Here is a 22,262-nt window from a genome sequence, read left to right on the forward strand (position 1 = left end):
GAACATATTTTGGCCCTGTTTTTTTAAATAAGAGAATTAATAATTAAATAGTAATAGAATGTCTGGGTTAATAGGAAAAAAAATTGGAATGACCAGTATTTTTGACGAGAATGGAAAGAATATTCCATGTACCGTTATTCAAGCTGGTCCTTGTGTAGTTACCCAAGTCAGAACCAAAGAGGTTGACGGGTACGAAGCCTTGCAACTTGGTTTCGATGACAAAGCAGAAAAGCAGTCTACTAAGGCGCTTAATGGCCATTTTAAAAAGGCTGGAACAACTGCTAAAAGACGTGTCGTTGAATTTCAAGGATTTGAGCAAGATTTAAAATTAGGTGATCAAATTTTAGTTGATCATTTTGAAGAAGGTGAATTTGTAGATGTATCTGGTACATCCAAAGGAAAAGGATTTCAGGGTGTAGTAAAACGTCATGGTTTTGCGGGTTCTGAAAGAACACACGGTCAGCAAAGTATGAATAGAGCTCCAGGTTCTGTTGGTGCAGCATCATATCCTGCGAGAATTTTCAAGGGAATGAGAATGGGCGGTAGAATGGGTGGAGATACAGTGAAAGTTCAAAACCTAAGAGTTTTAAAAGTGGTAAAGGATAAAAACCTTATAGTAGTTAAAGGTGCTGTTCCTGGTCATAAAAATGCATATGTAATTATTCAGAAATAATGAAAGTAGCTGTAATAGATATCAACGGGAAAAAAACCGGAAGAAATGTTGAGCTTTCGGAAGCTGTTTTTGGTATTGAACCAAATGACCACGCGATTTATTTAGATGTGAAACAACATTTAGCAAATAGACGTCAAGGAACCCATAAAGCCAAGGAAAGAGCTGATATTACGGGAAGTACTCGTAAGATCAAGAAGCAGAAAGGTACTGGTACTGCGAGAGCAGGTAGTATCAAGTCGCCAATATTCAGAGGTGGGGGTAGAGCTTTTGGTCCTAGACCGAGAGATTATTCTTTCAAATTGAATAAAGGATTAAAGAGATTAGCACGTCAATCAGCTTTGTCAATTAAGGCAAAAGAAGAGAATATTCTTGTGATTGAAAAGTTCGATTTCGAAGCACCAAAGACAAAAGACTTTACAAATATTTTGAAAGCCTTGGAATTGGAAAACAAAAAATCTTTGTTTGTGTTGGATGGGTCAAATAAAAATGTATATTTGTCATCACGAAATTTGAAGAGAGCTAATGTTGTAAATGGTTCAGAATTAAGTACTTACACTGTATTAAATGCAAACAAAGTAGTTATCTCAGAAACATGTTTGGAAGAAATAGAATCTAATTTTAGCAAATAAGGGTCATGAGTATATTGATAAAACCTATTATTACGGAAAAAGCAACAGATCAAAGCGAGTTGAATAACTGCTTTAGTTTTGTTGTGAAGAAGGCGGCTAATAAGATAGAAGTTAAAGAAGCTGTAGAGAGTTCTTATGGCGTGACTGTTAAGAATGTTAGAACGATGAATTATCCTGTTTACCGTAGTACGAAGTACACGAAAAAAGGATTGGTTTCAAGTGCGAAAGGTGCTTATAAAAAAGCTATCGTTCAATTAGCAGAAGGTGAGAACATTGATTTTTACAGCAATATCTAAGATAAGAAGATGGCATTAAGAAAATTAAAACCGATAACTCCAGGACAACGTTTTAAAGTTGTTACAGATTTTGATGTTGTAACGACTGACAGACCTGAGAAAAGTCTTTTGGCGCCGATCAAAAGAAGTGGAGGAAGAAACAGTGAAGGAAAAATGACGATGCGCTTCTTAGGAGGTGGTCATAAGAGAAGATACCGTGTTATAGATTTCAAAAGAAATAAAGATGGTATTCCTGCAACTGTAAAAACGATTGAGTACGATCCAAATAGAACAGCTTACATTGCTTTGTTGAACTATGCAGATGGAGAGAAAAGATATGTTGTTGCTCAAAATGGTTTAAAAGTAGGTCAGAAGTTAGTTTCTGGTGAAAAAGTAGCTCCGGAAATTGGAAACACGATGCTTTTAAGTAATATTCCTTTAGGTACAGTTATTTCTTGTATTGAATTGCGACCTGGACAGGGAGCTGTTATAGCAAGAAGTGCTGGAACATTTGCACAGTTAATGGCAAGAGAAGGAAAATACGCAACGATCAAATTGCCTTCAGGAGAAATCAGAATGATTCTTCTAACATGTAAGGCAACTATTGGAGTAGTATCTAATTCTGATCATCAGTTAACTGTTTCAGGTAAGGCTGGTAGAAGCAGATGGTTAGGTAGACGTCCAAGAACACGTCCTGTAGCAATGAACCCGGTTGATCACCCAATGGGTGGTGGTGAAGGTAGAGCTTCAGGTGGACATCCAAGATCGAAGAATGGTATTCCTGCAAAAGGATTTAAGACCCGTTCTAAGACAAAGGCAAGCAACAAGCAAATAGTTGAACGTAGAAAAAAATAATTAGTTAGAAAGTATGGCACGTTCGTTAAAAAAAGGACCTTATGTTTTTCACGCTTTAGAGAAAAAAGTTCAAAAAAACATAGACGCAGGAAAGAAATCAGTAATCAAAACTTGGTCGAGAGCTTCAATGATCACACCAGAATTTGTTGGACAAACAATTGGTGTTCATAATGGCCGTCAGTTTGTACCAGTTTATATTACTGAAAATATGGTAGGTCACAAATTAGGTGAATTTTCTCCAACACGTTCTTTTAGAGGACATGCAGGAGCAAAAAATAAAGGTAAAAAATAGTAGGTTATGGGAGTTCGCAAAAAGTTAAGAGCAAATGAACTGAAGGAAGCACGTAAGAATACTTACGTAGCGAAGCTAAATGGTTGTCCTACATCACCAAGAAAGATGCGTTTAGTTGCAGATTTGATCAGAGGTGTTGAAGTGGAGAAAGCACTTTCAATATTGAAATTCAATCCAAAGGAGGCATCTATTAATCTTGAGAAATTAACGTTATCAGCAATTGCCAACTGGCAAGCTAAAAATGAAGACGCGAGTATTGAAGATGCTGGTTTATTCATTAAAGAGATTTATGTTGATAGCGCATCGATGTTAAAAAGGTTGCGTACTGCTCCTCAGGGTAGAGCGCACAGAATTAGAAAACGTTCGAATCATGTAACAATGGTTTTAGGAACAAATAATTTAAGCAATTAATTAAGCATGGGACAGAAGACAAATCCAATAGGAAATCGTTTAGGAATCATCAGAGGATGGGAATCTAACTGGTACGGTGGAAATGACTACGGTGATAAGCTTGCTGAAGACAGTAAGATCCGTAAATATATCCATGCTAGATTATTTAAAGCAAGTGTTTCTCGTGTAATTATTGAGCGTACGCTTAAACTTGTAACCGTTACTATCACTACTGCCAGACCAGGTATTATTATTGGAAAAGGTGGACAAGAGGTAGACAAGTTAAAAGAAGAACTTAAGAAAATTACAGGAAAAGAAGTACAGATTAATATCTTCGAAATCAAGCGTCCGGAGCTTGACGCGAAGTTGGTAGGTGCCAGTATTGCACGTCAGATTGAGAATAGAATCTCATACAGAAGAGCAATAAAAATGGGTATCGCAGCAACTATGCGTATGAATGCAGAGGGTATTAAAGTACAAATTTCAGGTCGTTTGAACGGTGCTGAGATGGCTAGATCTGAGTCTTATAAAGAAGGAAGAATTCCTCTTTCTACTTTTAGAGCAGATATAGATTATGCCTTGGAAGAAGCGAATACCACTTATGGAAAAATAGGTGTGAAAGTGTGGATTATGAAAGGTGAGGTTTATGGTAAGAGAGAATTGAATCCGTTAGTTGGACTTTCTAAGAAAGGAAAAGGAAGCGGACCAAAAGGGCCAGGTAGGAATAAATCTCGTAGATAAATTTTTTAAGACGTAGAAAATGTTACAACCAAAAAGAGTAAAATATCGTAAAGTACAGAAAGCCAAAGGGAACATGAAGGGCAATTCTCAGAGAGGCCATCAGCTTTCTAATGGTATGTTCGGTATTAAATCATTAGATCAAAACTTACTTACTTCACGTCAGATTGAAGCAGCAAGGGTTGCCGCTACAAGATACATGAAGAGGCAAGGAAGTTTATGGATTAAAATTTTTCCGGATAAGCCTATTACCAAAAAACCTTTAGAGGTTCGTATGGGTAAAGGTAAAGGAGCCCCTGAATATTTTGTTGCAGTGGTGAAGCCAGGAAGAATTATGTTTGAAGTAGGCGGTGTTCCTATTGAAGTAGCAAGAGAGGCTTTACGCCTGGCTGCTCAAAAGTTACCTGTAAAAACGAAGTTTGTGGTTGCAAGAGATTTTGACAACGCTTAATATTTAAGAAGATGATGTCCCTGAAATATTGGATGACATCGAATTAAATTTAACAAAGAAAACATGAAACAATCAGAAATTAAAGAATTATCAGTTGAAGAGCTAAATGAAAAGTTAGCCATATTCAGAAAGAATTATACTGATCTAAAACTTGCTCATGCCATTTCACCGTTGGAAACTCCAATGCAATTAAGAAATGTGCGTAGAACAGTTGCAAGAATTGCCACAGAATTAACTAATAGAGAATTACAATAATTGTAATTTATTTGAAGAGATGGAAAAAAGAAATCTTAGAAAAGAAAGAATAGGAGTAGTTTCAAGTGACAAAATGGAGAAATCTATTGTTGTATCTGAAGTGAAACGAGTAAAGCATCCAATGTATGGGAAGTTCGTATTGAACACCAAAAAGTATGTGGCACATGATGAAAACAACGATTGTAAAGAAGGAGACAAAGTGAGAATCATGGAGACTCGTCCTTTAAGTAAATCAAAACGTTGGAGACTAGTAGAAATCTTAGAAAGAGCTAAATAATTATGTTACAGCAAGAATCAAGATTAACAGTAGCGGATAATACAGGAGCCAAAGATGCTCTTATTATACGAGTGCTTGGCGGAACAAAGAAACGTTACGCTTCAGTAGGAGATAAAATTGTAGTTGCCATAAAGCATTCTACTCCGAACGGAACAGCAAAAAAAGGTCAAGTATCTAAAGCTGTTGTGATAAGAACAAAGAAAGAAGTGAGACGTAAGGATGGATCTTATATCCGTTTTGATGATAATGCATGTGTATTATTAGATTCAACTTCTGGTGAAATGAGAGGAACACGTGTTTTCGGACCTGTTGCTAGAGAGCTTCGTGATAAGCAATTCATGAAAATTGTATCATTAGCACCTGAAGTGCTTTAATTTATAGAAAGATGACAAAGCTAAAAATTAAAACAGGAGACACAGTAAAAGTGATGGCCGGTGACCATAAAGGTGAAGAAGGTAAAGTGATAAAGGTTATTTTGGACAAGAATCGCGCGATCGTTGAAGGTGTAAATATGGTTTCAAAACACGCAAAGCCAAGTGCTGAAAACCCACAAGGTGGAATTGTGAAAAAAGAAGCTTCTTTACATATTTCTAACTTGATGTTGGTTGAGAATGGAACTACTACTAGAGTAGGGTATCGTACTGAAGGAGATAAAAAAGTTAGGTTTTCAAAAAAATCTAAAGAAGTATTATAGTTATGGAAAATATGCCAAGACTTAAAAAGGACTACAACGACAGAATTATTTCTGCATTGACTGAAGAATTTGGTTACAAAAATGTAATGCAAGTTCCGAAATTACAGAAAATAGTAATCAGTAAGGGCGTTGGGGCTGCTATTGCAGACAAAAAATTAATCGAGTACGCAGTTGATGAATTGACACAGATCACTGGTCAACGCGCTGTATCGACAATTTCAAAGAAGGATATCGCAACTTTCAAGTTACGTAAAGGAATGCCAATTGGTGTTAAAGTTACTTTACGTAAGAATAGAATGTACGAATTTCTAGATAGACTGGTAACTGCATCTTTACCTCGAGTAAGAGATTTTAAAGGAGTAAAAGCTACTGGTTTTGACGGAAGAGGAAATTATAATTTGGGAATTACAGAACAAATTATCTTTCCGGAAATCAATATTGACAAGGTGAATAAGATAGGTGGTATGGATATCACTTTTGTTACATCTGCCGATACTGATAAAGAAGCGAAATCATTATTACACGAATTAGGGGTACCATTTAAAAAGAATTAATAAGATGGCAAAAGAATCAATGAAAGCTCGTGAAGTGAAAAGAGCTAAGACTGTTGCAAAATACGCTGAAAAAAGAAAGGCTTTGAAAGAAGCTGGAGATTATGAGGCATTGCAGAAATTACCAAAGAACGCTTCGCCTATACGTATGCACAACAGATGTAAATTGACTGGGCGTCCAAAAGGATATATGCGTCAATTTGGAATTTCACGTGTTACTTTTCGCGAAATGGCTAATCAAGGTTTGATCCCTGGTGTGAAAAAAGCTAGCTGGTAGAATCATTAATTGGTTTCAGGTTTGATGGAATTATTTTCTATCGAAAACCAAAACCGTAAATATTTATATATGTATACAGATCCAATCGCAGATTATCTAACTAGAATTAGAAATGCTGCAAGCGCCGGACACAGAGTTGTGGAAATTCCAGCGTCGAACTTAAAGAAAGAAATGACCAAGATTTTATTTGATCAAGGGTATATTCTTAGCTATAAGTTCATCGAGAACAAAGTTCAAGACATTATTAAGATTGCTTTAAAGTATGACAAAGATACAAAGCAACCTGTAATCAAGAACATTCAAAGAATAAGTACACCTGGTTTAAGAAAATATGCTGGTGCAGATGAGATGCCAAGAATTTTGAACGGTTTGGGTATTGCGATTATCTCTACTTCTAAAGGAGTGATGACCAATAAGAAAGCGCGTCAAGAGAATGTGGGTGGTGAGGTTTTATGTTTGGTTTATTAAAAAGAAAGTAAGATGTCAAGAATAGGAAAAAACCCAATATCGATTCCAGAAGGAGTTACTGTTGAAATAAAGGAAGGCGTAGTTACTGTTAAAGGTAAATTAGGCGAATTATCTCAGGAAATCGGAGATATTGGAATAAAAAATGAAGATGGTATCCTTACTTTGGATAGACCTTCAGAATCGAAAGATCATAAAGCGAAACATGGTTTATACCGTGCTTTAATCAATAATATGATGATTGGTGTGTCACAAGGATGGACTAAGGAACTTGAATTGGTTGGAGTAGGTTATAGAGCTTCAAACCAAGGTCAAAAATTGGATTTGGCTTTAGGATATTCTCATAATATAGTTTTAAACATTGCTGAAGAAGTAAAGGTTGAGACTGTTTCTGAAAAAGGTAAAAACCCAATAATTAAATTGTCTTCTTTAGACAAGCAATTAGTTGGACAAGTTGCGGCAAAGATTCGTTCTTTCCGTAGACCTGAGCCTTATAAAGGAAAAGGAGTTAAGTATGTAGGTGAACAATTAAGAAGAAAAGCGGGTAAAACTGCATAATATATAAAGGTTATGGCATTAACAAAACTTCAAAGAAGACACAGAATTAAGAACAGAATCAGAAAAATTGTTTCTGGTACTGCAGCAAAACCTAGATTATCAGTTTTTAGAAGCAATAAAGAAATTTCAGCTCAACTGATTGACGATGTAGCCGGAGTAACGCTAGCATCAACTTCATCTTTATCATTGAAAGATGCTAAAGGAACGAAGATTGAGGTAGCAACTGCGGTTGGGAAATCATTGGCTGAACAAGCTGCTAAAGCTGGAATTGAAAACGTGGCTTTTGATAGAAATGGTTATTTATACCACGGTAGAGTAAAAGCCCTAGCAGAAGGTGCTAGAGGAGAAGGTTTAAAATTTTAAGATTATTCCATGTACAAAAAATATAATAACGTAGAAAGAGTAAAGCCGAGCGGACTTGATCTTAAAGATCACTTGGTAGGAGTACAAAGAGTTACTAAAGTAACCAAAGGGGGAAGAACTTTTAGTTTTTCAGCCATTGTAGTTGTAGGAAACGGTGATGGAGTAGTTGGTCATGGATTAGGTAAATCTCAGGATGTAGCTTCTGCGATTGCTAAGGCAATTGAAGACGCGAAAAAGAACTTGGTAAGAATTCCTATTATTAACCAAACTTTGCCACATGAGCAAAAAGGTAAATATGGTGGTGCAAAAGTATTCTTGAGACCAGCTTCACATGGTACTGGGGTTATTGCAGGTGGTGCAGTAAGAGCAGTATTAGAATCGGTAGGAGTTCATGATGTACTTTCAAAGTCGCAAGGTTCTTCAAACCCTCACAATGTGGTGAAGGCAACTTTTGATGCCTTATTGAATCTGAGAGATGCATATACGATTGCCAAGCAAAGAGGTATATCAGTTGAAAAAGTGTTTAACGGTTAATTTTTAGCGATGAAAAGAATTAGAGTAAAACAAGTACGGAGTAAAATCAGACGTCCTAAAAACCAAAAGTTAACACTTGATGCTTTAGGATTACATAAAATGAATCAGGTTGTGGAGCATGATGCGACACCAGCGATTCTAGGAATGGTAAAAACAGTTAATCATTTAGTTTCTGTAGAGGAAATCAAATAAGATAGAAGCTTATGCAATTAAATAACTTAAAACCTGCAAAGGGTTCCGTAAAAGCGGGAAAGCGTATTGGTAGAGGTGAAGGATCTGGTAAAGGTGGTACCGCTACAAGAGGTCATAAAGGACAAAAATCTCGTTCTGGATATTCTAGAAAGATTGGTTTTGAAGGTGGACAAATGCCACTTCAAAGACGTGTTCCTAAATTTGGTTTCAAAAATATCAACCGTAAAGATTACCAAGGTGTAAATCTTGATACTTTACAACAATTAGTTGATGATGGGAAAATCAAGGATACTGTGTCATTAGCAATTTTGATGGAAAATGGTTTAGTAGGTAAGAATGACCTAGTAAAAATTTTAGGAAGAGGAGAATTGAAAGCTAAATTGAATATCTCAGTACATAAATTTACTGCTACTGCTAAAGCAGCTATTGAAAAAGCGGGTGGTGAAGCTGTAACTATTTAATGATAAAAATTAAATGAAAAAGTTTATTAGTACTGTCCAAGATATTTGGAAAATTGAAGAATTAAGGAATAAAATCCTTCTAACTTTAGGTTTAATGGTAGTTTACCGTTTAGCTGCTCAGGTACCACTTCCTGGTATTGACCCAACGCAGTTGACTGGATTAGCCAATAAAACTCAAGATGGATTGTTAGGATTATTAAATGCCTTTACTGGAGGAGCTTTTGCTAAAGCTTCAGTAATGGCCTTAGGTATTATGCCTTATATATCTGCTTCTATTGTTGTTCAATTGATGGGTATTGCTGTTCCTTATTTGCAGAAACTGCAGAAAGAAGGAGAAAGCGGACGTAAGAAAATTAATCAGATCACGCGTTGGTTGACAATTGCGATTTTGATTATTCAGGCACCTACTTACTTGATTAGTTTACCAAGTTTAGGTATTCCTGAAAGTGCATTTTTGTTAGGAACTGGTCCTTTGTTCTATTTTTCATCTATACTATTGCTAACAACAGGTACTGTTTTTGCAATGTGGTTGGGAGAAAAAATTACTGATAAAGGTATTGGAAATGGTATATCATTATTGATTATGATTGGTATTATCGCTATTTTCCCTTCATCTTTTATGCAAGAGACTACTTCAAGACTTAACTCGAATGGAGGATTGATAATGATCTTGATTGAGGTTGTAGTTTGGTTCTTGGTAATTTTCGCAAGTGTTCTGTTGGTAACAGCGGTAAGAAAGATTCAGGTGCAATATGCCAGAAGAACTGTTGCCGGTAATATACAGGACGTAGCAGGTGCCAGACAATATATTCCTTTGAAGTTAAATTCATCAGGGGTTATGCCAATTATCTTTGCTCAGGCTTTGATGTTTGTTCCTGGATTGATGGCGAATTCTGAAAATGGAACAATAAAGTCTATAGGTGTTGCTTTTACTGATATATTCGGTTTATGGTATAATATCTTATTTGCTGTTTTGATTATAATATTTAGTTATTTTTACACTGCAATTACAATACCTACAAATAAAATGGCTGACGATCTTAAGAGAGGTGGTGGTTTTGTACCGGGAATAAGACCTGGTAAAGAAACGGCTGATTACCTTGATACGATTTTATCTCGTGTTACCCTTCCAGGCTCTTTATTTTTAGCTTTACTGGCAATACTTCCAGCGGTTATAACGCAGTTTGGAGTACAACCAGGATGGGCTATCTTTTACGGAGGTACATCACTACTGATCATGGTGGGAGTTGCAATTGATACCTTACAACAAATTAATGCCCATTTGTTGAATCGTCATTATGACGGCTTGATGAAAGCAGGGTCTAAAAGAAAAGTAGCTTATTAATTATGGCAAAACAACCAGCAATAGAACAGGACGGTAGAATTAGTGAAGCATTATCAAATGCAATGTTCCGTGTAGAATTAGAAAACGGACATATTGTTACCGCTCATATATCTGGGAAAATGAGAATGCATTATATTAAATTGCTACCAGGAGATAAGGTAAAATTAGAAATGAGTCCTTACGATTTGACTAAGGCAAGAATTACTTATAGATATTAAAGATAACACGAGATGAAAGTAAGAGCATCAGTAAAGAAAAGAAGTGCCGACTGTATCATAGTACGCAGAAAAGGCAGATTATATGTAATCAACAAAAAGAATCCTAGATTTAAACAAAGACAAGGATAATTATGGCAAGAATAGCAGGTATTGACATCCCAAAGAATAAAAGAGGCGTAATCGCATTAACTTACATTTTTGGAATTGGAAGAAGTAAGTCTAAAGAAATTTTAGCAGAAGCAAAAGTTGACGAAAACATCAAAGTTCAAGATTGGACCGATGAACAAATCGCCAACATTCGTGGAGAGGTGGGTAAATTGACCATCGAAGGTGAATTGAGATCTGAAGTTCAATTAAACATTAAGCGTTTAATGGACATAGGATGTTACAGAGGAATCAGACACAGATCTGGACTTCCATTAAGAGGACAAAGAACTAAGAATAATTCTAGGACTCGTAAAGGAAAGAGAAAAACTGTAGCAGGTAAAAAGAAAGCAACTAAATAATAGTTAACAAGATGGCAAAGTCAAGTTCAAAAAACGTAAAAAAACGTAAAGTAATCGTAGACGCTGTTGGAGAAGCACATATCACTGCATCTTTCAACAATATCATTATCTCTTTGACAAACAAAAAGGGTGATGTTATTTCTTGGTCTAGTGCAGGAAAGCAAGGTTTTAGAGGTTCTAAAAAGAATACTCCTTACGCTGCTCAAACTGCATCTGAAGATTGTGCAAAAGTTGCTCATGAAGCAGGGTTAAGAAAAGTAAAGGTTTATGTGAAAGGGCCAGGTAATGGTAGAGAATCAGCGATCAGAACCTTACATAACAATGGGATTGAAGTTACTGAGATTATCGACGTAACACCTATCGCACACAACGGATGTAGACCTCCGAAAAGAAGAAGAGTTTAATAAATTTTTTTAATAACTAAGGATAAAGATCAGCGAAGGACTGCCTTAATTCATGATCCCTTACATAAATATAAAAGATGGCAAGATATACAGGACCAAAATCAAAAATCGCTCGAAAGTTTGGAGAACCAATCTTCGGGGATGACAAAGCGTTAGAAAAAAGAAATTACCCTCCAGGACAACATGGTTCCAACAAAAGAAGAGGTAAGCAATCTGAATACGCAATTCAATTAAAAGAAAAGCAAAAAGCTAAATATACCTATGGTATCTTGGAGCGTCAATTCAAAAATCTTTTTGAAAGATCTCAAAGAAGCAAAGGTATTACTGGTGAAGTTCTACTACAATTATGTGAATCTCGTTTAGATAATGTAGTGTACCGATTAGGAATTGCTCCTTCAAGAAGTGGAGGTCGCCAATTGGTATCACACAGACATATTACTGTAAATGGTGAAATCGTTAATATTCCTTCTTATTCTTTAAAAGAAGGTGATGTGATCGGTGTAAGAGAAAAATCAAAGTCTTTAACAACCATCGAAAGTTCTTTAGCAGCTAAATCGAATGTATATGAGTGGTTATCTTGGAATCAAGAAACCTTGGAAGGAAGATTTGTTACTGTTCCTGAAAGAATTCAAATTCCAGAAAACATTAACGAACAGTTTATCGTTGAATTATACTCTAAATAACCTTTAAAGATAGTAACAGACTTATGGCTATATTAAATTTTCAGAAACCGGATAAAGTATTAATGATTGAATCTACTGATTTCAATGGTAGATTTGAATTTAAACCTTTAGAGCCTGGTTACGGACTAACAGTTGGTAACGCCTTGAGAAGAGTGTTGTTATCTTCTTTAGATGGATATGCAATTACTTCATTAAGAATTGAAGGAGTTGAGCATGAATTTTCGACGATTGAAGGTGTAGTAGAAGATGTAACTGAAATCATACTTAACTTGAAGCAAATGCGTTTCAAGCAACAAATCGAGGATACTGATAATGAAACAGTAGTTTTATCTCTTACTGGAAAGGAAGAGTTAACTGCAGGGGATTTTCAGAATTTTATTTCAGGTTTTCAAGTTTTAAATCCTGAACTAGTGATTTGTCGTATGGAGCCTTCAGTGAAAATCGATATGGAAATTTCTATCGAAAAAGGTAGAGGTTTTGTATTGGCTGAAGAGAATAAGAAAGTATCTGCTCCTTTAGGAACGATCTTTATTGATTCAATCTACACGCCAATCAAAAATGTAAAATACGCAGTTGAAAACTTTCGTGTTGAACAGAAAACAGATTATGAAAAATTAGTTTTTGATATCATCACAGATGGTTCTATTACTCCGAAGGAAGCTTTAACTGAAGCGGCGAAAATATTAATTCACCACTTCATGTTATTCTCAGATGAAAGAATCACTTTAGAAGCTGATGAAATTGCAAAAACAGAAACCTATGACGAAGAGTCACTTCACATGAGACAATTGCTCAAAACAAGATTGATCGATATGGATCTTTCAGTTAGAGCATTGAATTGTTTGAAAGCGGCTGAAGTTGATACTTTGGGTGACTTAGTTTCATTTAATAAAAGTGATTTAATGAAGTTCAGAAACTTTGGAAAAAAATCGCTTACAGAATTAGATGAGCTGGTAAACAACAAAGGATTAACCTTTGGAATGGATTTAACAAAATACAAATTAGATAAGGAGTAAATTTGTTATTTAGTTAACAAATTTTTTAATAGCCAAGTGAAAGATGAGACACGGAAAGAAATTTAATCATTTAAGTAGAAAAACGGCACATAGAAAAGCTATGTTGGCCAATATGGCTTGTTCATTAATTGAGCATAAGCGCATAAATACAACTGTTACTAAAGCAAAGGCGTTACGTCAGTATGTTGAACCTTTAATTACGAAGTCAAAAGAAGATTCTACTCATAATAGAAGAATCGTCTTTAGTAATCTAAGAGACAAGTACGCAGTTTCTGAATTGTTCAGAGATGTAGCTGTAAAAGTTGGTGACAGACCTGGAGGTTATGTTAGAATCATTAAATTAGGAAATCGTCAAGGTGATAATGCATCTATGGCAATGGTTGAATTGGTTGATTATAACGAAATTTATAACCCAAAAGCGAAGAAGAAAAAATCAACAAGAAGAAGAGGTGGTAAAAAAGCTGCTGATGCAACTGCTACTGCTGAAACTGCTGTTGAGGAAAAAGTTGAAGAGCCTAAATCACAAGATGCTGAGAATAAGGATGAAGCATAGATTTGATTTTAAAGATTGAACCCAAAAAAGGATAAGCTAAATTTTAGCTTATCCTTTTTTTTTGGATATAAAAGAATTTTTTTTAAAAACCGAAGCTAATATAATTTAATCAGAAGATATGAAATACGAAGCACGAAAAAAGGCAATTTTGATCTTAAAGGACGGAACAATGTTCGAAGGGAAGTCAGTGGGAATTGATGGTACTGCAGTTGGAGAAATATGTTTCAATACAGGGACAACCGGTTATCAGGAAATATTTACTGATCCTTCTTATTTTGGTCAATTAATGGTGACGACAAACGCACATATTGGAAATTATGGTATTAATGAACAAGAAGAGGAGTCAGAAGGAATTAAAATATCCGGGCTGATTTGTCGTAATTTTAGTTTTGATTACTCAAGAATTAATGCGGATGAAAATTTATTATCCTATTTTCAAAAACAGAATTTCGTAGCCATTTCTGATGTTGACACTCGTGCTTTAGTAAGATACATTAGAGATAAGGGAGCAATGAATGCAATTATTTCTACAGATACGGATATTGAATCTTTAAAAAAACAATTAAAGGCTATTCCATCTATGGATGGACTCGAATTAGCGTCTCAGGTGTCGACTAAGAAGGCCTATACCATCGGAAATGAAGATGCTACATATAAGATTGCCGCTTTGGATATAGGAATCAAAAGAAACATACTTAGAAACTTGACCCAAAGAGACTGCTTCGTAAAAGTTTTCCCTTATGATGCTTCGTTTGAAGATTTAAGTAGTTTTGAGCCTGATGGTTATTTTTTATCTAATGGCCCTGGAGACCCAACGCCCTTAAAGAATGCACAAAAATTAGCGAAAGAGATAGTTGATAGAAACTTGCCCTTGTTTGGTATTTGTCTCGGTCATCAGGTAATCGCTTTGGCACATGACATTCCAACCTATAAGATGCATAATGGTCATCGCGGGATTAACCATCCAGTCAAAAACCTTTTAACTGGAAAAGGAGAGATAACTTCTCAGAATCATGGATTCGTTGTGGATAAAGAAGCTGTGGTGTCAAATGAGGTCTTAGAAATGACTCATGAACATTTGAACGACCAGAGCCTTGCCGGAATGAGAGTGAAGGATAAAAATTGTTTCTCAGTGCAGTATCACCCAGAAGCAAGCCCTGGGCCTCACGATTCTTCTTATTTATTCGATCAGTTTATAGATATGATCAAGTCAGTAAAGTAAGAATTTAGAAGCTATTTTTCATCGAAAACGATATCGTACTTAAATGAATTATTAGGATATAAAACCTTTAATATTTCGTAAATTTACAACAGTAAAAACAATTAAAATTATAATAAAATGAGCATTATATTAGACATTCATGCAAGACAAATATTTGACTCCAGAGGAAATCCTACTGTAGAGGTTGATGTGATCACCGAAAATGGTGTAATGGGTAGAGCAGCGGTTCCTTCAGGAGCTTCAACAGGTGAACATGAAGCTGTTGAGTTAAGAGATGGTGGAGATGACTACATGGGAAAAGGTGTCTTAAAGGCAGTTGAGAATGTAAATGAAATTATAGCTAAGGAAGTAATCGGGTATTCTGTTTTTGAGCAAAATACAATTGATCAGATCATGATCGAACTTGATGGTACTCCTAACAAGGCTAAATTAGGTGCTAATGCGATTTTAGGTGTATCATTGGCAGCAGCAAAAGCGGCAGCTAATGAATTGAATCAGCCTCTTTACAGATATATCGGTGGTGTAAGTGCCAATACTTTACCAGTACCTATGATGAATATTGTAAATGGTGGTTCTCATTCTGATGCGCCAATTGCTTTTCAAGAATTTATGGTAATGCCGGTTAAAGCAAAGAATTTTTCACATGCTCTTAAAATGGGAAGTGAAATTTTCCATAATTTAAAAAAATTACTTCACGATAGAGGCCTGAATACTGCCGTAGGTGATGAAGGAGGTTTTGCACCAACTTTTGAGGGAACTGAAGATGCACTAGATACGATTATAGAAGCTATCTCTAAAGCTGGATATAAAGCAGGGGATGATGTGATGTTGGCTCTTGATTGTGCTGCAGCGGAATTCTATAAGGATGGAAAGTATGACTATACACTGTTTGAAGGTGATAAGGGTGTTGTAAGAACAAGCGAGCAACAAGCCGATTATATTGCAGAATTAGCTAGTAAATATCCTATTATTTCGATTGAGGATGGTATGGATGAAAATGATTGGGACGGTTGGAAATATTTGACTGAAAAAATTGGAGATAAAGTGCAATTGGTTGGTGATGATCTTTTTGTTACAAATGTAGAGCGTTTGGCGAAGGGAATCAACAATGATATTGCGAATTCAATTTTGATTAAAGTAAATCAAATAGGAACCTTAACTGAGACAATTGCAGCAGTTAATATGGCGCATAATGCAGGTTATACTTCAGTGATGTCACACCGTTCAGGTGAAACAGAAGATAACACCATTGCTGACCTTGCAGTAGCATTGAATACAGGACAGATTAAAACAGGATCAGCATCAAGAAGTGATCGTATGGCTAAATACAATCAATTATTGAGAATTGAAGAAGAATTGCATAGTACTGCATATTACCCTCAATTAAATGCATTTAATATAGGCTAGGTAATTAACTTATTTAGTATTGAAAAAAGCTGGATTTTATCCAGCTTTTTTGTTGTTTTAAATCTAGTTTTTTCAAGGAAAATTCATAGTTATTTTGTAATTTCGTACGAGAAAAAATTATTAAAAGTTAAATAAATTACTACCTATGTCAGAAGTAGCAAAGTTGATTGTTAATGGACAAGAATATGAATTCCCGATTATAGTCGGAACCGAAAACGAGGTTGCGATAAACATAAAAACCTTACGTTCGGTTACGAAAGGAATTATTACGCTCGATTCGGGTTTTAAGAATACCGGTTCATGTGAAAGTAAAATTACTTTTTTAGATGGAGAGAAAGGTATTTTGCGTCATCGTGGTTATGCAATAGAAGAATTGACTAAAAAAGCTAGTTTTTTAGAGGTCGCTTTCATGATCATTTTTGGAGAATTACCAACAAAAGAACAATTCGCTAAATGGGAAAAAGACATTAAGTATCATCAACTTTTAAATGAGGAGATGAAAGATATTATAGATGGTTTTCCTAAGAAAGCACACCCTATGGGAATGCTTTCTTCCTTAACTTCTGCTTTAACAGCTTTTAATCCTGCAACAGTAGATATAACCAAGGAGGATCAAGTTTATGATGCCATTACTAAATTGATGGGTAAGTTTCCTGTTATAGCTGCATGGGCACATAGTAAGAATTTAGGAACACCTCTCAATTATGGTGATAATTCTCTCGATTATGTTGAAAATATCATGCAAATGATGTTTAGAATTCCAACTGAAAAATATGTGATGAATCCGATAGCTGTAAAAGCCTTAGATGAATTATTGATTTTACATGAAGATCACGAACAAAACTGTTCAACCTCAACAGTTAGAATAGTTGGTTCTTCAGAAGCTGGTTTGTTTGCTTCAGTATCTTCAGGAGTTTCGGCTCTTTGGGGAAAATTACATGGTGGTGCAAACCAAGCTGTATTAGAAATGTTGGAAGACATTCAAAAGGATGGTGGTGATGTTGAAAAATATATTTTGAAGGCCAAGGATAAAAATGACCCGTTCAGGTTGATGGGCTTTGGACATAGAGTATACAAGAATTTTGACCCAAGGGCCAGAATCATCAAAAAGGCAGCGGACGAATTATTTGAAGATCTAGGCACTAATGATCCTGTTTTGGCGATTGCTAAACATTTAGAAGAAGTGGCTTTGAATGATGAGTATTTTGCAGAAAGAAGATTATATCCAAACGTTGATTTCTATTCAGGTATTATTTATCGTGCTTTAGGCTTCCCAAGAGAAATGATGACCGTAATGTTTGCAATTGGAAGATTGCCAGGATGGATTGCTCAATGGAGAGAAATGCGTTTAAATCATGAACCAATTGGAAGGCCAAGACAATTGTATACTGGAGAACCATTGAGACCTTTTAAACCATTTGAGGAGAGATAGAATCGGGGAGTGGATAAATGACTCCTTAGAATTTTTAAAAATATTAAATCGCGCATAAGAACAATGTTCTATGCGCGATTTTTTTATCTATTTTTGCGTGAAAATAAGCACATGGATCTTCACATTGTAAACGAAACTTCAAGGTTAAAAGCTGTAGTCTTAGGAACAGCCCAATCAATCGGGCCTATTCCTAAAGTTGAGGATTGTTATGATCCTAAATCTATAGAAAACATCCTGGCAGGTACCTATCCTAAAGAAGCAGACATGGTAATTGAAATGTCTGAATTTGAACGTGTGCTTAAAAAGTATGATGTTCAGGTATTTCGGCCTAGTGTATTGAAAGATGTTAACCAGATATTTGCTAGGGACATTGCTTTCGTAATTGAAGATAAATTTATTAGATCAAACATCTTACCGAATCGTATTGAAGAACTTGATGCCATTCATGAAGTCTATGAGCAGGTGAATCCCTTAAATAGAATAATTCCTCCGGATGAGGTGCATGTTGAAGGGGGAGACGTAATGCCTTGGAATGATTATATATTTGTTGGTGTTTATTCAGGCAAAGATTATCCTAATTTTATTACGGCTCGGACTAATGTTGAGGCTGTAGCATTTTTAAGAGAATTATTTCCTGATAAAATTGTGAAATCTTTTGAGCTCAGAAAATCGAATACGGATCCAAGAGAAAATGCTTTGCACTTAGATTGCTGTTTCCAACCTATTGGAAAGGATAAGGCAATTTTACACAAGAATGGTTTTTTAGTCGAAGAAGAATATCAGTTTCTTGTTGATTATTTTGGAAAAGAAAATGTATTTGATATTTCGAAAGATGAAATGTATAATATGAATTCTAACATCTTTTCAATTTCAGAGACCGTTATCGTTTCCGAATTGGGTTTCAAAAGATTGAATACATGGCTAAGAGAACAAGGATTTGTTGTTGAGGAAATTAGATATGCAGAAATTGGTAAACAAGAAGGTTTATTAAGATGTTCTACACTGCCATTAATAAGAGAATAGTTAAAAAAATGAAGCAACTTACAAATACAATTTTGATGATTAGACCGGTTTCATTCAGAATGAATGAACAAACGGCCGTAAATAATTATTATCAGCATAGCTTAAAGGGAGTCTCGGCTGAGGAGATTCAATTAAAGGCCTTGACTGAATTTGATAATTTTGTTTCTAAATTGAGAAAGGCTGGCGTTGAAGTTGTTGTTATTGAAGATACACTTGTTCCGAGTACACCCGATTCTATTTTTCCAAATAACTGGAGTTCTTTTCACAGAAATGGAAAAGTAGGCCTATATCCTATGTTTGCCGAAAACAGAAGATTGGAGAGAAGAGAGGATATTTTAGACAAGCTGGAAGAAAAAGGCTTTATAATTAATGATATCATTGATTACTCTTCAGCTGAAAAAGAGGATATTTTTCTGGAAGGAACGGGTAGTATTGTATTAGATCGGGAAGCCGGCGTTGCATATTGTGCCTTGTCTGCCAGAGCTAATGAGGATTTGTTCATAGAATTTTGTGAAGATTTTGAATATACACCTGTCGTTTTTCACGCCTATCAGACGGTTAATGGAAAAAGGGAGCTTATTTACCATACCAATGTGATGATGGCCATTACGCAGGAAAATGTAGTTGTCTGCCTTGATGCAATCGATGATAAAAAAGAAAGAAGAAATTTTATCAATCATGTTTTAATGAGCGGTAAACAAATAGTAAAAATCACAGAAGAACAAGTTGAAAATTTTGCCGGGAATATGCTTCAGGTTCTTGGTCATGATGACAAACCGGTAACTGTAATGAGTCAGGCGGCCTTTGATTGCCTTACTGATGCCCAACGCGATATATTATCTAAAGAAGCTTCACTATTATCAAGTGACTTAAGTACGATAGAAGCTTGTGGTGGAGGAAGCGCCAGATGTATGATGGCGGAGGTGTTTTTAAATGTAAATGATTCGAAATCATAATATTATGTTTATAACTTTGGTTTTTGTTCATAACTCATAATTTTTATAGTATCAATAAAAAATCCACAAAAAAATTATTTAATTCATTCATTTGTGGTTAACATTTTACCAGCTTCGCAACGAACTGTTACATATATTTTCTTGCCGATTTTATTGCCCTAAACTTCTTGTAGATTCTTTAGATTCTCTTTAGAATCTAAAGATACTTTCGCATCAGAATTTTGATAAAAGCGACTCAAATTGAGCCTTTTAGATGAATTCAAATTGCATGAAAAGTTCCCTCCACTTTTTGAATTAATAAGATCATTTTAAAGAAGACGCAAGTAATTGCGATAAGGATTCCTATGGAAAAAATTACAATGGAGAAAGGCATTGGTTATAGATCAATATTGATTTTATGTTTTATCGTTGTTGGGTCATTCAAAGTGTTTGCTCAAAGCGTTACACCTGTCTTATCTAATTTCAGAGTTGAGAATAGTAATAAAACTCGCGTATATTTTGATAGTAGCGAACCTATTTCAGGATCGAGCTCAAAAGGTTTCAAGATAACCGGTGAGAAAGTGAGTGGTATTAAGATTAATTCAGGAAGTAAGAAAGGCCATTATATTAGTATTTCTGGTTCTTTTGACTTTTGGGATAATAGTACCGTACGCTATGAAGGGGGTAGTAATATCAAAAGTGGATCGTCTTCATTAAACAAGTTCACTTTAGAATATATTAAAAATAAAATAAGCGAACCAAAAGGTAGCGGCAAAACTTATTATGTGTCTACAAACGGAAGGGATTCCAATAGTGGTACAAGTCAAGGAAAGCCATGGAGAACCATAACATATGCGGCGGGGAAAGCCAAGGCAGGTGATATTGTATATATTAAAGCCGGTAATTATGGAAAAGAAACAGTGGTGGTTAAGAATTCAGGTAAGGCGAATAATCCAATAAAATTTTTAGGTTATAAAAGTTCGGTTAACGACAGGCCTAAACTGAAAAGATCAAAATCTACTTCATTTTCATCATCACAAATGCCATATATTCATTCTTCGAAAAGCGGAGGCAGTGGATTTAATTTATCTGGAAAAAATTACATAATTATTAAGAATATCCAAGTTGAGGGATATAATGATGCAATTACAATTAAATCAAATGCCAGTTTTAATCTTTTGGAAAATGTTTATGTAAAGGGAGCTAATCGAATGGGAATTAATGGTTTTTCTAAAGGCGCTATTAATAATTCTTTTAAATCTTGTTATGTTGCAAATACATCTGCTGTAGGAATAAGAATATCAGGGGAGAGACATTTAATTGATGATATTTACGTGTCAAGTAATGGAATTCACAGCATGGATTATTATGTTTCATTATATGGCGCTACGGTTGGAACGGGAACCATAGTGAGAAATAGTTCTATAATTCGGGATCCACGCGATTCTCATACTGGTCACGGTATATCGGTAAAGGCAGAAGGATTACCATTGGAGTATACCTTAATCGAAAATTGCAATTTACACGAATTGGATCAAGCTATTGAGTTAAGACACCATCAAGTAAAATACACTGTTGTGAGAAATGTTGTAGCAACAGGGAATAGAAATTCTTCGTCAAATCTTTTGACATTGAGAGACGATACTAGTTATAATTCTATTGAGAATTGTAAGGCTATAGGTGTATATCAAGCTGTTCGATTTTTAATGAATGTAGGTGAAGATAAAGGAAAACAGAGCGGTGGTCACCATAATAAGATTATCAATACTATTTTTGATAATTGTTATTATAATATTACAGAAAGTGGATTAGGAGGAACTCCAAAAGAAAGTACTTATAATGAGTTTTTGAATTGTACTTTTTATAATTCGGATTTCATGTTTGCATTTAAAAGTAGGTTTGGAAATACGAATAAATTTATTAATTGTATCATAGAGAATGTTGATAAAAAATCGTACGGTTCGGCATCTGTTTCACCTGTTTTTACGTATACGAACTTTTATAACAGCTTTAAAAAAATCAGTGGAAAAGGGAATGTTTCTGTCTCTTCCAATTTCGAGAATGCATCGAAAGGTAATTTTAGATTAAAGTCAAATAGCCAACTTATAGATAAGGGGCAAAATCATCCAAATATAAGTTTAGATTTTGAAGGAAACGCCAGAAGTCAGGGGAAAAGCACTGATATCGGATCTTTTGAATATCAAGATAGATCGACAACTTCTGTAAAGGCTAATGCTGGAGAAGATGTTACAATTTGTAAAGGTGAGGGTGTGGTGCTGACTGCATCTGGAGGTGATCTTTATTCCTGGAGTTCAGGACATAAAACTAATTCAATAAATATTAGGCCAACTAAGACCGGAATATATACCGTTACTGTATCTAAGAATGGTGTATCAGATAAGGATCAAGTAAAAGTAACCGTTAATGAAGTAATAGCTAATGCTGGAAAGGATGTAACGATTACCGAGGGTGAAGAGATTACCCTTACTGCATCCGGAGGAGATAGTTACTTGTGGACCAATGGCGAGACTACAGAAAGCATTACTGTTAGTCCTTCAGAATCAACAGTATTTGAAGTTACAGTAAGC

Annotated in this window: 34 protein-coding genes; all 34 read left to right on the plus strand. The window is 35.3% G+C overall.

What is annotated here, in order from left to right; all coding sequences use genetic code 11:
• Nucleotides 1-58 precede the first annotated feature (58 nt).
• On the plus strand, nt 59-673 hold the full coding sequence (gene rplC, locus QWY87_RS05730; protein ID WP_290289357.1) for a 50S ribosomal protein L3: 615 nt from the start codon (nt 59-61) through the stop codon (nt 671-673).
• Nucleotides 673-1,302, plus strand: a complete 630-nt coding sequence (gene rplD / locus QWY87_RS05735; protein WP_290289359.1) for a 50S ribosomal protein L4 — start codon at nt 673-675, stop codon at nt 1,300-1,302. The genes rplC and rplD overlap by 1 nt, the downstream gene beginning before the upstream one ends.
• Before the next feature lie 5 nt (nt 1,303-1,307).
• Nucleotides 1,308-1,598, plus strand: a complete 291-nt coding sequence (gene rplW / locus QWY87_RS05740) for a 50S ribosomal protein L23 (RefSeq protein ID WP_290289361.1) — start codon at nt 1,308-1,310, stop codon at nt 1,596-1,598.
• 9 nt (nt 1,599-1,607) lie between these two features.
• Nucleotides 1,608-2,432 (plus strand): 50S ribosomal protein L2, encoded by an 825-nt coding sequence (gene rplB / locus QWY87_RS05745; protein ID WP_290289364.1) that lies wholly within the window; start codon nt 1,608-1,610, stop codon nt 2,430-2,432.
• Between the two features lie 13 nt (nt 2,433-2,445).
• Nucleotides 2,446-2,724 (plus strand): 30S ribosomal protein S19, encoded by a 279-nt coding sequence (rpsS, locus tag QWY87_RS05750; RefSeq protein ID WP_290289367.1) that lies wholly within the window; start codon nt 2,446-2,448, stop codon nt 2,722-2,724.
• Between the two features lie 6 nt (nt 2,725-2,730).
• Nucleotides 2,731-3,135 carry a 50S ribosomal protein L22 gene (gene rplV, locus QWY87_RS05755; protein WP_290289370.1) on the plus strand — a complete coding sequence of 135 codons (405 nt, stop codon included), beginning with the start codon at nt 2,731-2,733 and terminating at the stop codon, nt 3,133-3,135.
• Between the two features lie 6 nt (nt 3,136-3,141).
• On the plus strand, nt 3,142-3,855 hold the full coding sequence (rpsC, locus tag QWY87_RS05760; RefSeq protein WP_290289372.1) for a 30S ribosomal protein S3: 714 nt from the start codon (nt 3,142-3,144) through the stop codon (nt 3,853-3,855).
• Nucleotides 3,856-3,874: 19 nt separating this feature from the next.
• Nucleotides 3,875-4,303 (plus strand): 50S ribosomal protein L16, encoded by a 429-nt coding sequence (gene rplP, locus QWY87_RS05765; RefSeq protein ID WP_290289373.1) that lies wholly within the window; start codon nt 3,875-3,877, stop codon nt 4,301-4,303.
• Nucleotides 4,304-4,366: 63 nt separating this feature from the next.
• Nucleotides 4,367-4,558 (plus strand): 50S ribosomal protein L29, encoded by a 192-nt coding sequence (gene rpmC, locus QWY87_RS05770; RefSeq protein WP_290289374.1) that lies wholly within the window; start codon nt 4,367-4,369, stop codon nt 4,556-4,558.
• A 19-nt stretch (nt 4,559-4,577) separates the two neighbouring features.
• Nucleotides 4,578-4,835, plus strand: a complete 258-nt coding sequence (rpsQ, locus tag QWY87_RS05775) for a 30S ribosomal protein S17 (protein WP_290289376.1) — start codon at nt 4,578-4,580, stop codon at nt 4,833-4,835.
• Between the two features lie 2 nt (nt 4,836-4,837).
• Nucleotides 4,838-5,209 (plus strand): 50S ribosomal protein L14, encoded by a 372-nt coding sequence (gene rplN / locus QWY87_RS05780; protein ID WP_290289378.1) that lies wholly within the window; start codon nt 4,838-4,840, stop codon nt 5,207-5,209.
• Nucleotides 5,210-5,220: 11 nt separating this feature from the next.
• Nucleotides 5,221-5,529 carry a 50S ribosomal protein L24 gene (gene rplX, locus QWY87_RS05785; RefSeq protein WP_290289379.1) on the plus strand — a complete coding sequence of 103 codons (309 nt, stop codon included), beginning with the start codon at nt 5,221-5,223 and terminating at the stop codon, nt 5,527-5,529.
• A 2-nt stretch (nt 5,530-5,531) separates the two neighbouring features.
• The gene (gene rplE / locus QWY87_RS05790; RefSeq protein ID WP_290289380.1) at nt 5,532-6,083 is read left to right on the plus strand and encodes a 50S ribosomal protein L5; all 552 of its coding nucleotides are present in this window, start codon (nt 5,532-5,534) and stop codon (nt 6,081-6,083) included.
• A gap of 4 nt (nt 6,084-6,087) precedes the next feature.
• On the plus strand, nt 6,088-6,357 hold the full coding sequence (rpsN, locus tag QWY87_RS05795; protein ID WP_224926463.1) for a 30S ribosomal protein S14: 270 nt from the start codon (nt 6,088-6,090) through the stop codon (nt 6,355-6,357).
• Nucleotides 6,358-6,426: 69 nt separating this feature from the next.
• Entirely contained in the window at nt 6,427-6,825 is a 399-nt protein-coding gene (gene rpsH / locus QWY87_RS05800) for a 30S ribosomal protein S8 (RefSeq protein WP_290289383.1), read from the plus strand.
• 12 nt (nt 6,826-6,837) lie between these two features.
• Nucleotides 6,838-7,380, plus strand: a complete 543-nt coding sequence (gene rplF / locus QWY87_RS05805; RefSeq protein ID WP_290289385.1) for a 50S ribosomal protein L6 — start codon at nt 6,838-6,840, stop codon at nt 7,378-7,380.
• Between the two features lie 12 nt (nt 7,381-7,392).
• Entirely contained in the window at nt 7,393-7,743 is a 351-nt protein-coding gene (gene rplR, locus QWY87_RS05810; RefSeq protein WP_290289386.1) for a 50S ribosomal protein L18, read from the plus strand.
• A gap of 9 nt (nt 7,744-7,752) precedes the next feature.
• Nucleotides 7,753-8,277: a 30S ribosomal protein S5 gene (gene rpsE, locus QWY87_RS05815; protein WP_290289388.1), complete on the plus strand. Its 525-nt coding sequence runs from the start codon at nt 7,753-7,755 to the stop codon at nt 8,275-8,277.
• 9 nt (nt 8,278-8,286) lie between these two features.
• The gene (rpmD, locus tag QWY87_RS05820) at nt 8,287-8,469 is read left to right on the plus strand and encodes a 50S ribosomal protein L30 (RefSeq protein ID WP_290289391.1); all 183 of its coding nucleotides are present in this window, start codon (nt 8,287-8,289) and stop codon (nt 8,467-8,469) included.
• Nucleotides 8,470-8,480: 11 nt separating this feature from the next.
• A complete protein-coding gene (gene rplO, locus QWY87_RS05825) occupies nt 8,481-8,930 on the plus strand; it encodes a 50S ribosomal protein L15 (RefSeq protein ID WP_290289393.1) in 450 nt (149 codons plus the stop codon).
• 13 nt (nt 8,931-8,943) lie between these two features.
• Nucleotides 8,944-10,275 carry a preprotein translocase subunit SecY gene (gene secY / locus QWY87_RS05830; RefSeq protein ID WP_290289397.1) on the plus strand — a complete coding sequence of 444 codons (1,332 nt, stop codon included), beginning with the start codon at nt 8,944-8,946 and terminating at the stop codon, nt 10,273-10,275.
• Between the two features lie 2 nt (nt 10,276-10,277).
• Nucleotides 10,278-10,493, plus strand: a complete 216-nt coding sequence (gene infA / locus QWY87_RS05835; protein WP_290289400.1) for a translation initiation factor IF-1 — start codon at nt 10,278-10,280, stop codon at nt 10,491-10,493.
• Between the two features lie 12 nt (nt 10,494-10,505).
• On the plus strand, nt 10,506-10,622 hold the full coding sequence (gene ykgO / locus QWY87_RS05840; protein WP_074961360.1) for a type B 50S ribosomal protein L36: 117 nt from the start codon (nt 10,506-10,508) through the stop codon (nt 10,620-10,622).
• 2 nt (nt 10,623-10,624) lie between these two features.
• Nucleotides 10,625-10,999 carry a 30S ribosomal protein S13 gene (gene rpsM, locus QWY87_RS05845; protein WP_290289404.1) on the plus strand — a complete coding sequence of 125 codons (375 nt, stop codon included), beginning with the start codon at nt 10,625-10,627 and terminating at the stop codon, nt 10,997-10,999.
• Between the two features lie 11 nt (nt 11,000-11,010).
• Nucleotides 11,011-11,403: a 30S ribosomal protein S11 gene (gene rpsK / locus QWY87_RS05850; protein WP_290289405.1), complete on the plus strand. Its 393-nt coding sequence runs from the start codon at nt 11,011-11,013 to the stop codon at nt 11,401-11,403.
• Between the two features lie 77 nt (nt 11,404-11,480).
• A complete protein-coding gene (gene rpsD / locus QWY87_RS05855; RefSeq protein WP_290289406.1) occupies nt 11,481-12,086 on the plus strand; it encodes a 30S ribosomal protein S4 in 606 nt (201 codons plus the stop codon).
• Between the two features lie 23 nt (nt 12,087-12,109).
• Nucleotides 12,110-13,102, plus strand: coding sequence for a DNA-directed RNA polymerase subunit alpha (locus tag QWY87_RS05860; RefSeq protein WP_290289407.1), 993 nt, complete (start codon nt 12,110-12,112; stop codon nt 13,100-13,102).
• Between the two features lie 43 nt (nt 13,103-13,145).
• Nucleotides 13,146-13,655: a 50S ribosomal protein L17 gene (rplQ, locus tag QWY87_RS05865; protein WP_290289408.1), complete on the plus strand. Its 510-nt coding sequence runs from the start codon at nt 13,146-13,148 to the stop codon at nt 13,653-13,655.
• A 118-nt stretch (nt 13,656-13,773) separates the two neighbouring features.
• Complete coding sequence (carA, locus tag QWY87_RS05870) at nt 13,774-14,877, plus strand: glutamine-hydrolyzing carbamoyl-phosphate synthase small subunit (RefSeq protein ID WP_290289409.1); 1,104 nt, start codon at nt 13,774-13,776, stop codon at nt 14,875-14,877.
• Between the two features lie 117 nt (nt 14,878-14,994).
• On the plus strand, nt 14,995-16,284 hold the full coding sequence (gene eno / locus QWY87_RS05875) for a phosphopyruvate hydratase (RefSeq protein ID WP_290289411.1): 1,290 nt from the start codon (nt 14,995-14,997) through the stop codon (nt 16,282-16,284).
• A gap of 145 nt (nt 16,285-16,429) precedes the next feature.
• A complete protein-coding gene (locus tag QWY87_RS05880) occupies nt 16,430-17,716 on the plus strand; it encodes a citrate synthase (protein WP_290289413.1) in 1,287 nt (428 codons plus the stop codon).
• 111 nt (nt 17,717-17,827) lie between these two features.
• Nucleotides 17,828-18,739, plus strand: a complete 912-nt coding sequence (locus tag QWY87_RS05885) for a dimethylarginine dimethylaminohydrolase family protein (RefSeq protein ID WP_290289415.1) — start codon at nt 17,828-17,830, stop codon at nt 18,737-18,739.
• Between the two features lie 8 nt (nt 18,740-18,747).
• Nucleotides 18,748-19,695, plus strand: coding sequence for a citrulline utilization hydrolase CtlX (gene ctlX / locus QWY87_RS05890; RefSeq protein ID WP_290289417.1), 948 nt, complete (start codon nt 18,748-18,750; stop codon nt 19,693-19,695).
• Nucleotides 19,696-20,039: 344 nt separating this feature from the next.
• Nucleotides 20,040-22,262 (plus strand): choice-of-anchor Q domain-containing protein (locus QWY87_RS05895; RefSeq protein WP_290289418.1); only part of this gene is annotated, 2,223 nt, incomplete at its 3' end.

Origin of the sequence: Lutimonas halocynthiae (assembly GCF_030409835.1) — a bacterium.
GTDB lineage: Bacteria > Bacteroidota > Bacteroidia > Flavobacteriales > Flavobacteriaceae > Lutimonas > Lutimonas halocynthiae.

Excerpts from the sequence above, each read along its gene's own strand:
- rplF (WP_290289385.1), top strand. The coding sequence starts at position 6,838 with ATGTCAAGAATAGGAAAAAACCCAATATCGATTCCAGAAGGAGTTACT.
- rplV (WP_290289370.1), top strand. The coding sequence starts at position 2,731 with ATGGGAGTTCGCAAAAAGTTAAGAGCAAATGAACTGAAGGAAGCACGT.
- rpsS (WP_290289367.1), top strand. The coding sequence starts at position 2,446 with ATGGCACGTTCGTTAAAAAAAGGACCTTATGTTTTTCACGCTTTAGAG.
- secY (WP_290289397.1), top strand. The coding sequence starts at position 8,944 with ATGAAAAAGTTTATTAGTACTGTCCAAGATATTTGGAAAATTGAAGAA.
- infA (WP_290289400.1), top strand. The coding sequence starts at position 10,278 with ATGGCAAAACAACCAGCAATAGAACAGGACGGTAGAATTAGTGAAGCA.
- QWY87_RS05885 (WP_290289415.1), top strand. The coding sequence starts at position 17,828 with ATGGATCTTCACATTGTAAACGAAACTTCAAGGTTAAAAGCTGTAGTC.
- rplE (WP_290289380.1), top strand. The coding sequence starts at position 5,532 with ATGGAAAATATGCCAAGACTTAAAAAGGACTACAACGACAGAATTATT.
- rplN (WP_290289378.1), top strand. The coding sequence starts at position 4,838 with ATGTTACAGCAAGAATCAAGATTAACAGTAGCGGATAATACAGGAGCC.
- rpsQ (WP_290289376.1), top strand. The coding sequence starts at position 4,578 with ATGGAAAAAAGAAATCTTAGAAAAGAAAGAATAGGAGTAGTTTCAAGT.
- rpsE (WP_290289388.1), top strand. The coding sequence starts at position 7,753 with ATGTACAAAAAATATAATAACGTAGAAAGAGTAAAGCCGAGCGGACTT.
- rpmC (WP_290289374.1), top strand. The coding sequence starts at position 4,367 with ATGAAACAATCAGAAATTAAAGAATTATCAGTTGAAGAGCTAAATGAA.
- rpmD (WP_290289391.1), top strand. The coding sequence starts at position 8,287 with ATGAAAAGAATTAGAGTAAAACAAGTACGGAGTAAAATCAGACGTCCT.
- rpsK (WP_290289405.1), top strand. The coding sequence starts at position 11,011 with ATGGCAAAGTCAAGTTCAAAAAACGTAAAAAAACGTAAAGTAATCGTA.
- carA (WP_290289409.1), top strand. The coding sequence starts at position 13,774 with ATGAAATACGAAGCACGAAAAAAGGCAATTTTGATCTTAAAGGACGGA.
- rpsN (WP_224926463.1), top strand. The coding sequence starts at position 6,088 with ATGGCAAAAGAATCAATGAAAGCTCGTGAAGTGAAAAGAGCTAAGACT.
- rplR (WP_290289386.1), top strand. The coding sequence starts at position 7,393 with ATGGCATTAACAAAACTTCAAAGAAGACACAGAATTAAGAACAGAATC.
- rplC (WP_290289357.1), top strand. The coding sequence starts at position 59 with ATGTCTGGGTTAATAGGAAAAAAAATTGGAATGACCAGTATTTTTGAC.
- rpsH (WP_290289383.1), top strand. The coding sequence starts at position 6,427 with ATGTATACAGATCCAATCGCAGATTATCTAACTAGAATTAGAAATGCT.
- rplW (WP_290289361.1), top strand. The coding sequence starts at position 1,308 with ATGAGTATATTGATAAAACCTATTATTACGGAAAAAGCAACAGATCAA.
- ctlX (WP_290289417.1), top strand. The coding sequence starts at position 18,748 with ATGAAGCAACTTACAAATACAATTTTGATGATTAGACCGGTTTCATTC.
- rplQ (WP_290289408.1), top strand. The coding sequence starts at position 13,146 with ATGAGACACGGAAAGAAATTTAATCATTTAAGTAGAAAAACGGCACAT.
- QWY87_RS05880 (WP_290289413.1), top strand. The coding sequence starts at position 16,430 with ATGTCAGAAGTAGCAAAGTTGATTGTTAATGGACAAGAATATGAATTC.
- rpsM (WP_290289404.1), top strand. The coding sequence starts at position 10,625 with ATGGCAAGAATAGCAGGTATTGACATCCCAAAGAATAAAAGAGGCGTA.
- rpsD (WP_290289406.1), top strand. The coding sequence starts at position 11,481 with ATGGCAAGATATACAGGACCAAAATCAAAAATCGCTCGAAAGTTTGGA.
- ykgO (WP_074961360.1), top strand. The coding sequence starts at position 10,506 with ATGAAAGTAAGAGCATCAGTAAAGAAAAGAAGTGCCGACTGTATCATA.
- rplO (WP_290289393.1), top strand. The coding sequence starts at position 8,481 with ATGCAATTAAATAACTTAAAACCTGCAAAGGGTTCCGTAAAAGCGGGA.
- rplX (WP_290289379.1), top strand. The coding sequence starts at position 5,221 with ATGACAAAGCTAAAAATTAAAACAGGAGACACAGTAAAAGTGATGGCC.
- rplD (WP_290289359.1), top strand. The coding sequence starts at position 673 with ATGAAAGTAGCTGTAATAGATATCAACGGGAAAAAAACCGGAAGAAAT.
- rplB (WP_290289364.1), top strand. The coding sequence starts at position 1,608 with ATGGCATTAAGAAAATTAAAACCGATAACTCCAGGACAACGTTTTAAA.
- eno (WP_290289411.1), top strand. The coding sequence starts at position 14,995 with ATGAGCATTATATTAGACATTCATGCAAGACAAATATTTGACTCCAGA.
- rplP (WP_290289373.1), top strand. The coding sequence starts at position 3,875 with ATGTTACAACCAAAAAGAGTAAAATATCGTAAAGTACAGAAAGCCAAA.
- rpsC (WP_290289372.1), top strand. The coding sequence starts at position 3,142 with ATGGGACAGAAGACAAATCCAATAGGAAATCGTTTAGGAATCATCAGA.
- QWY87_RS05860 (WP_290289407.1), top strand. The coding sequence starts at position 12,110 with ATGGCTATATTAAATTTTCAGAAACCGGATAAAGTATTAATGATTGAA.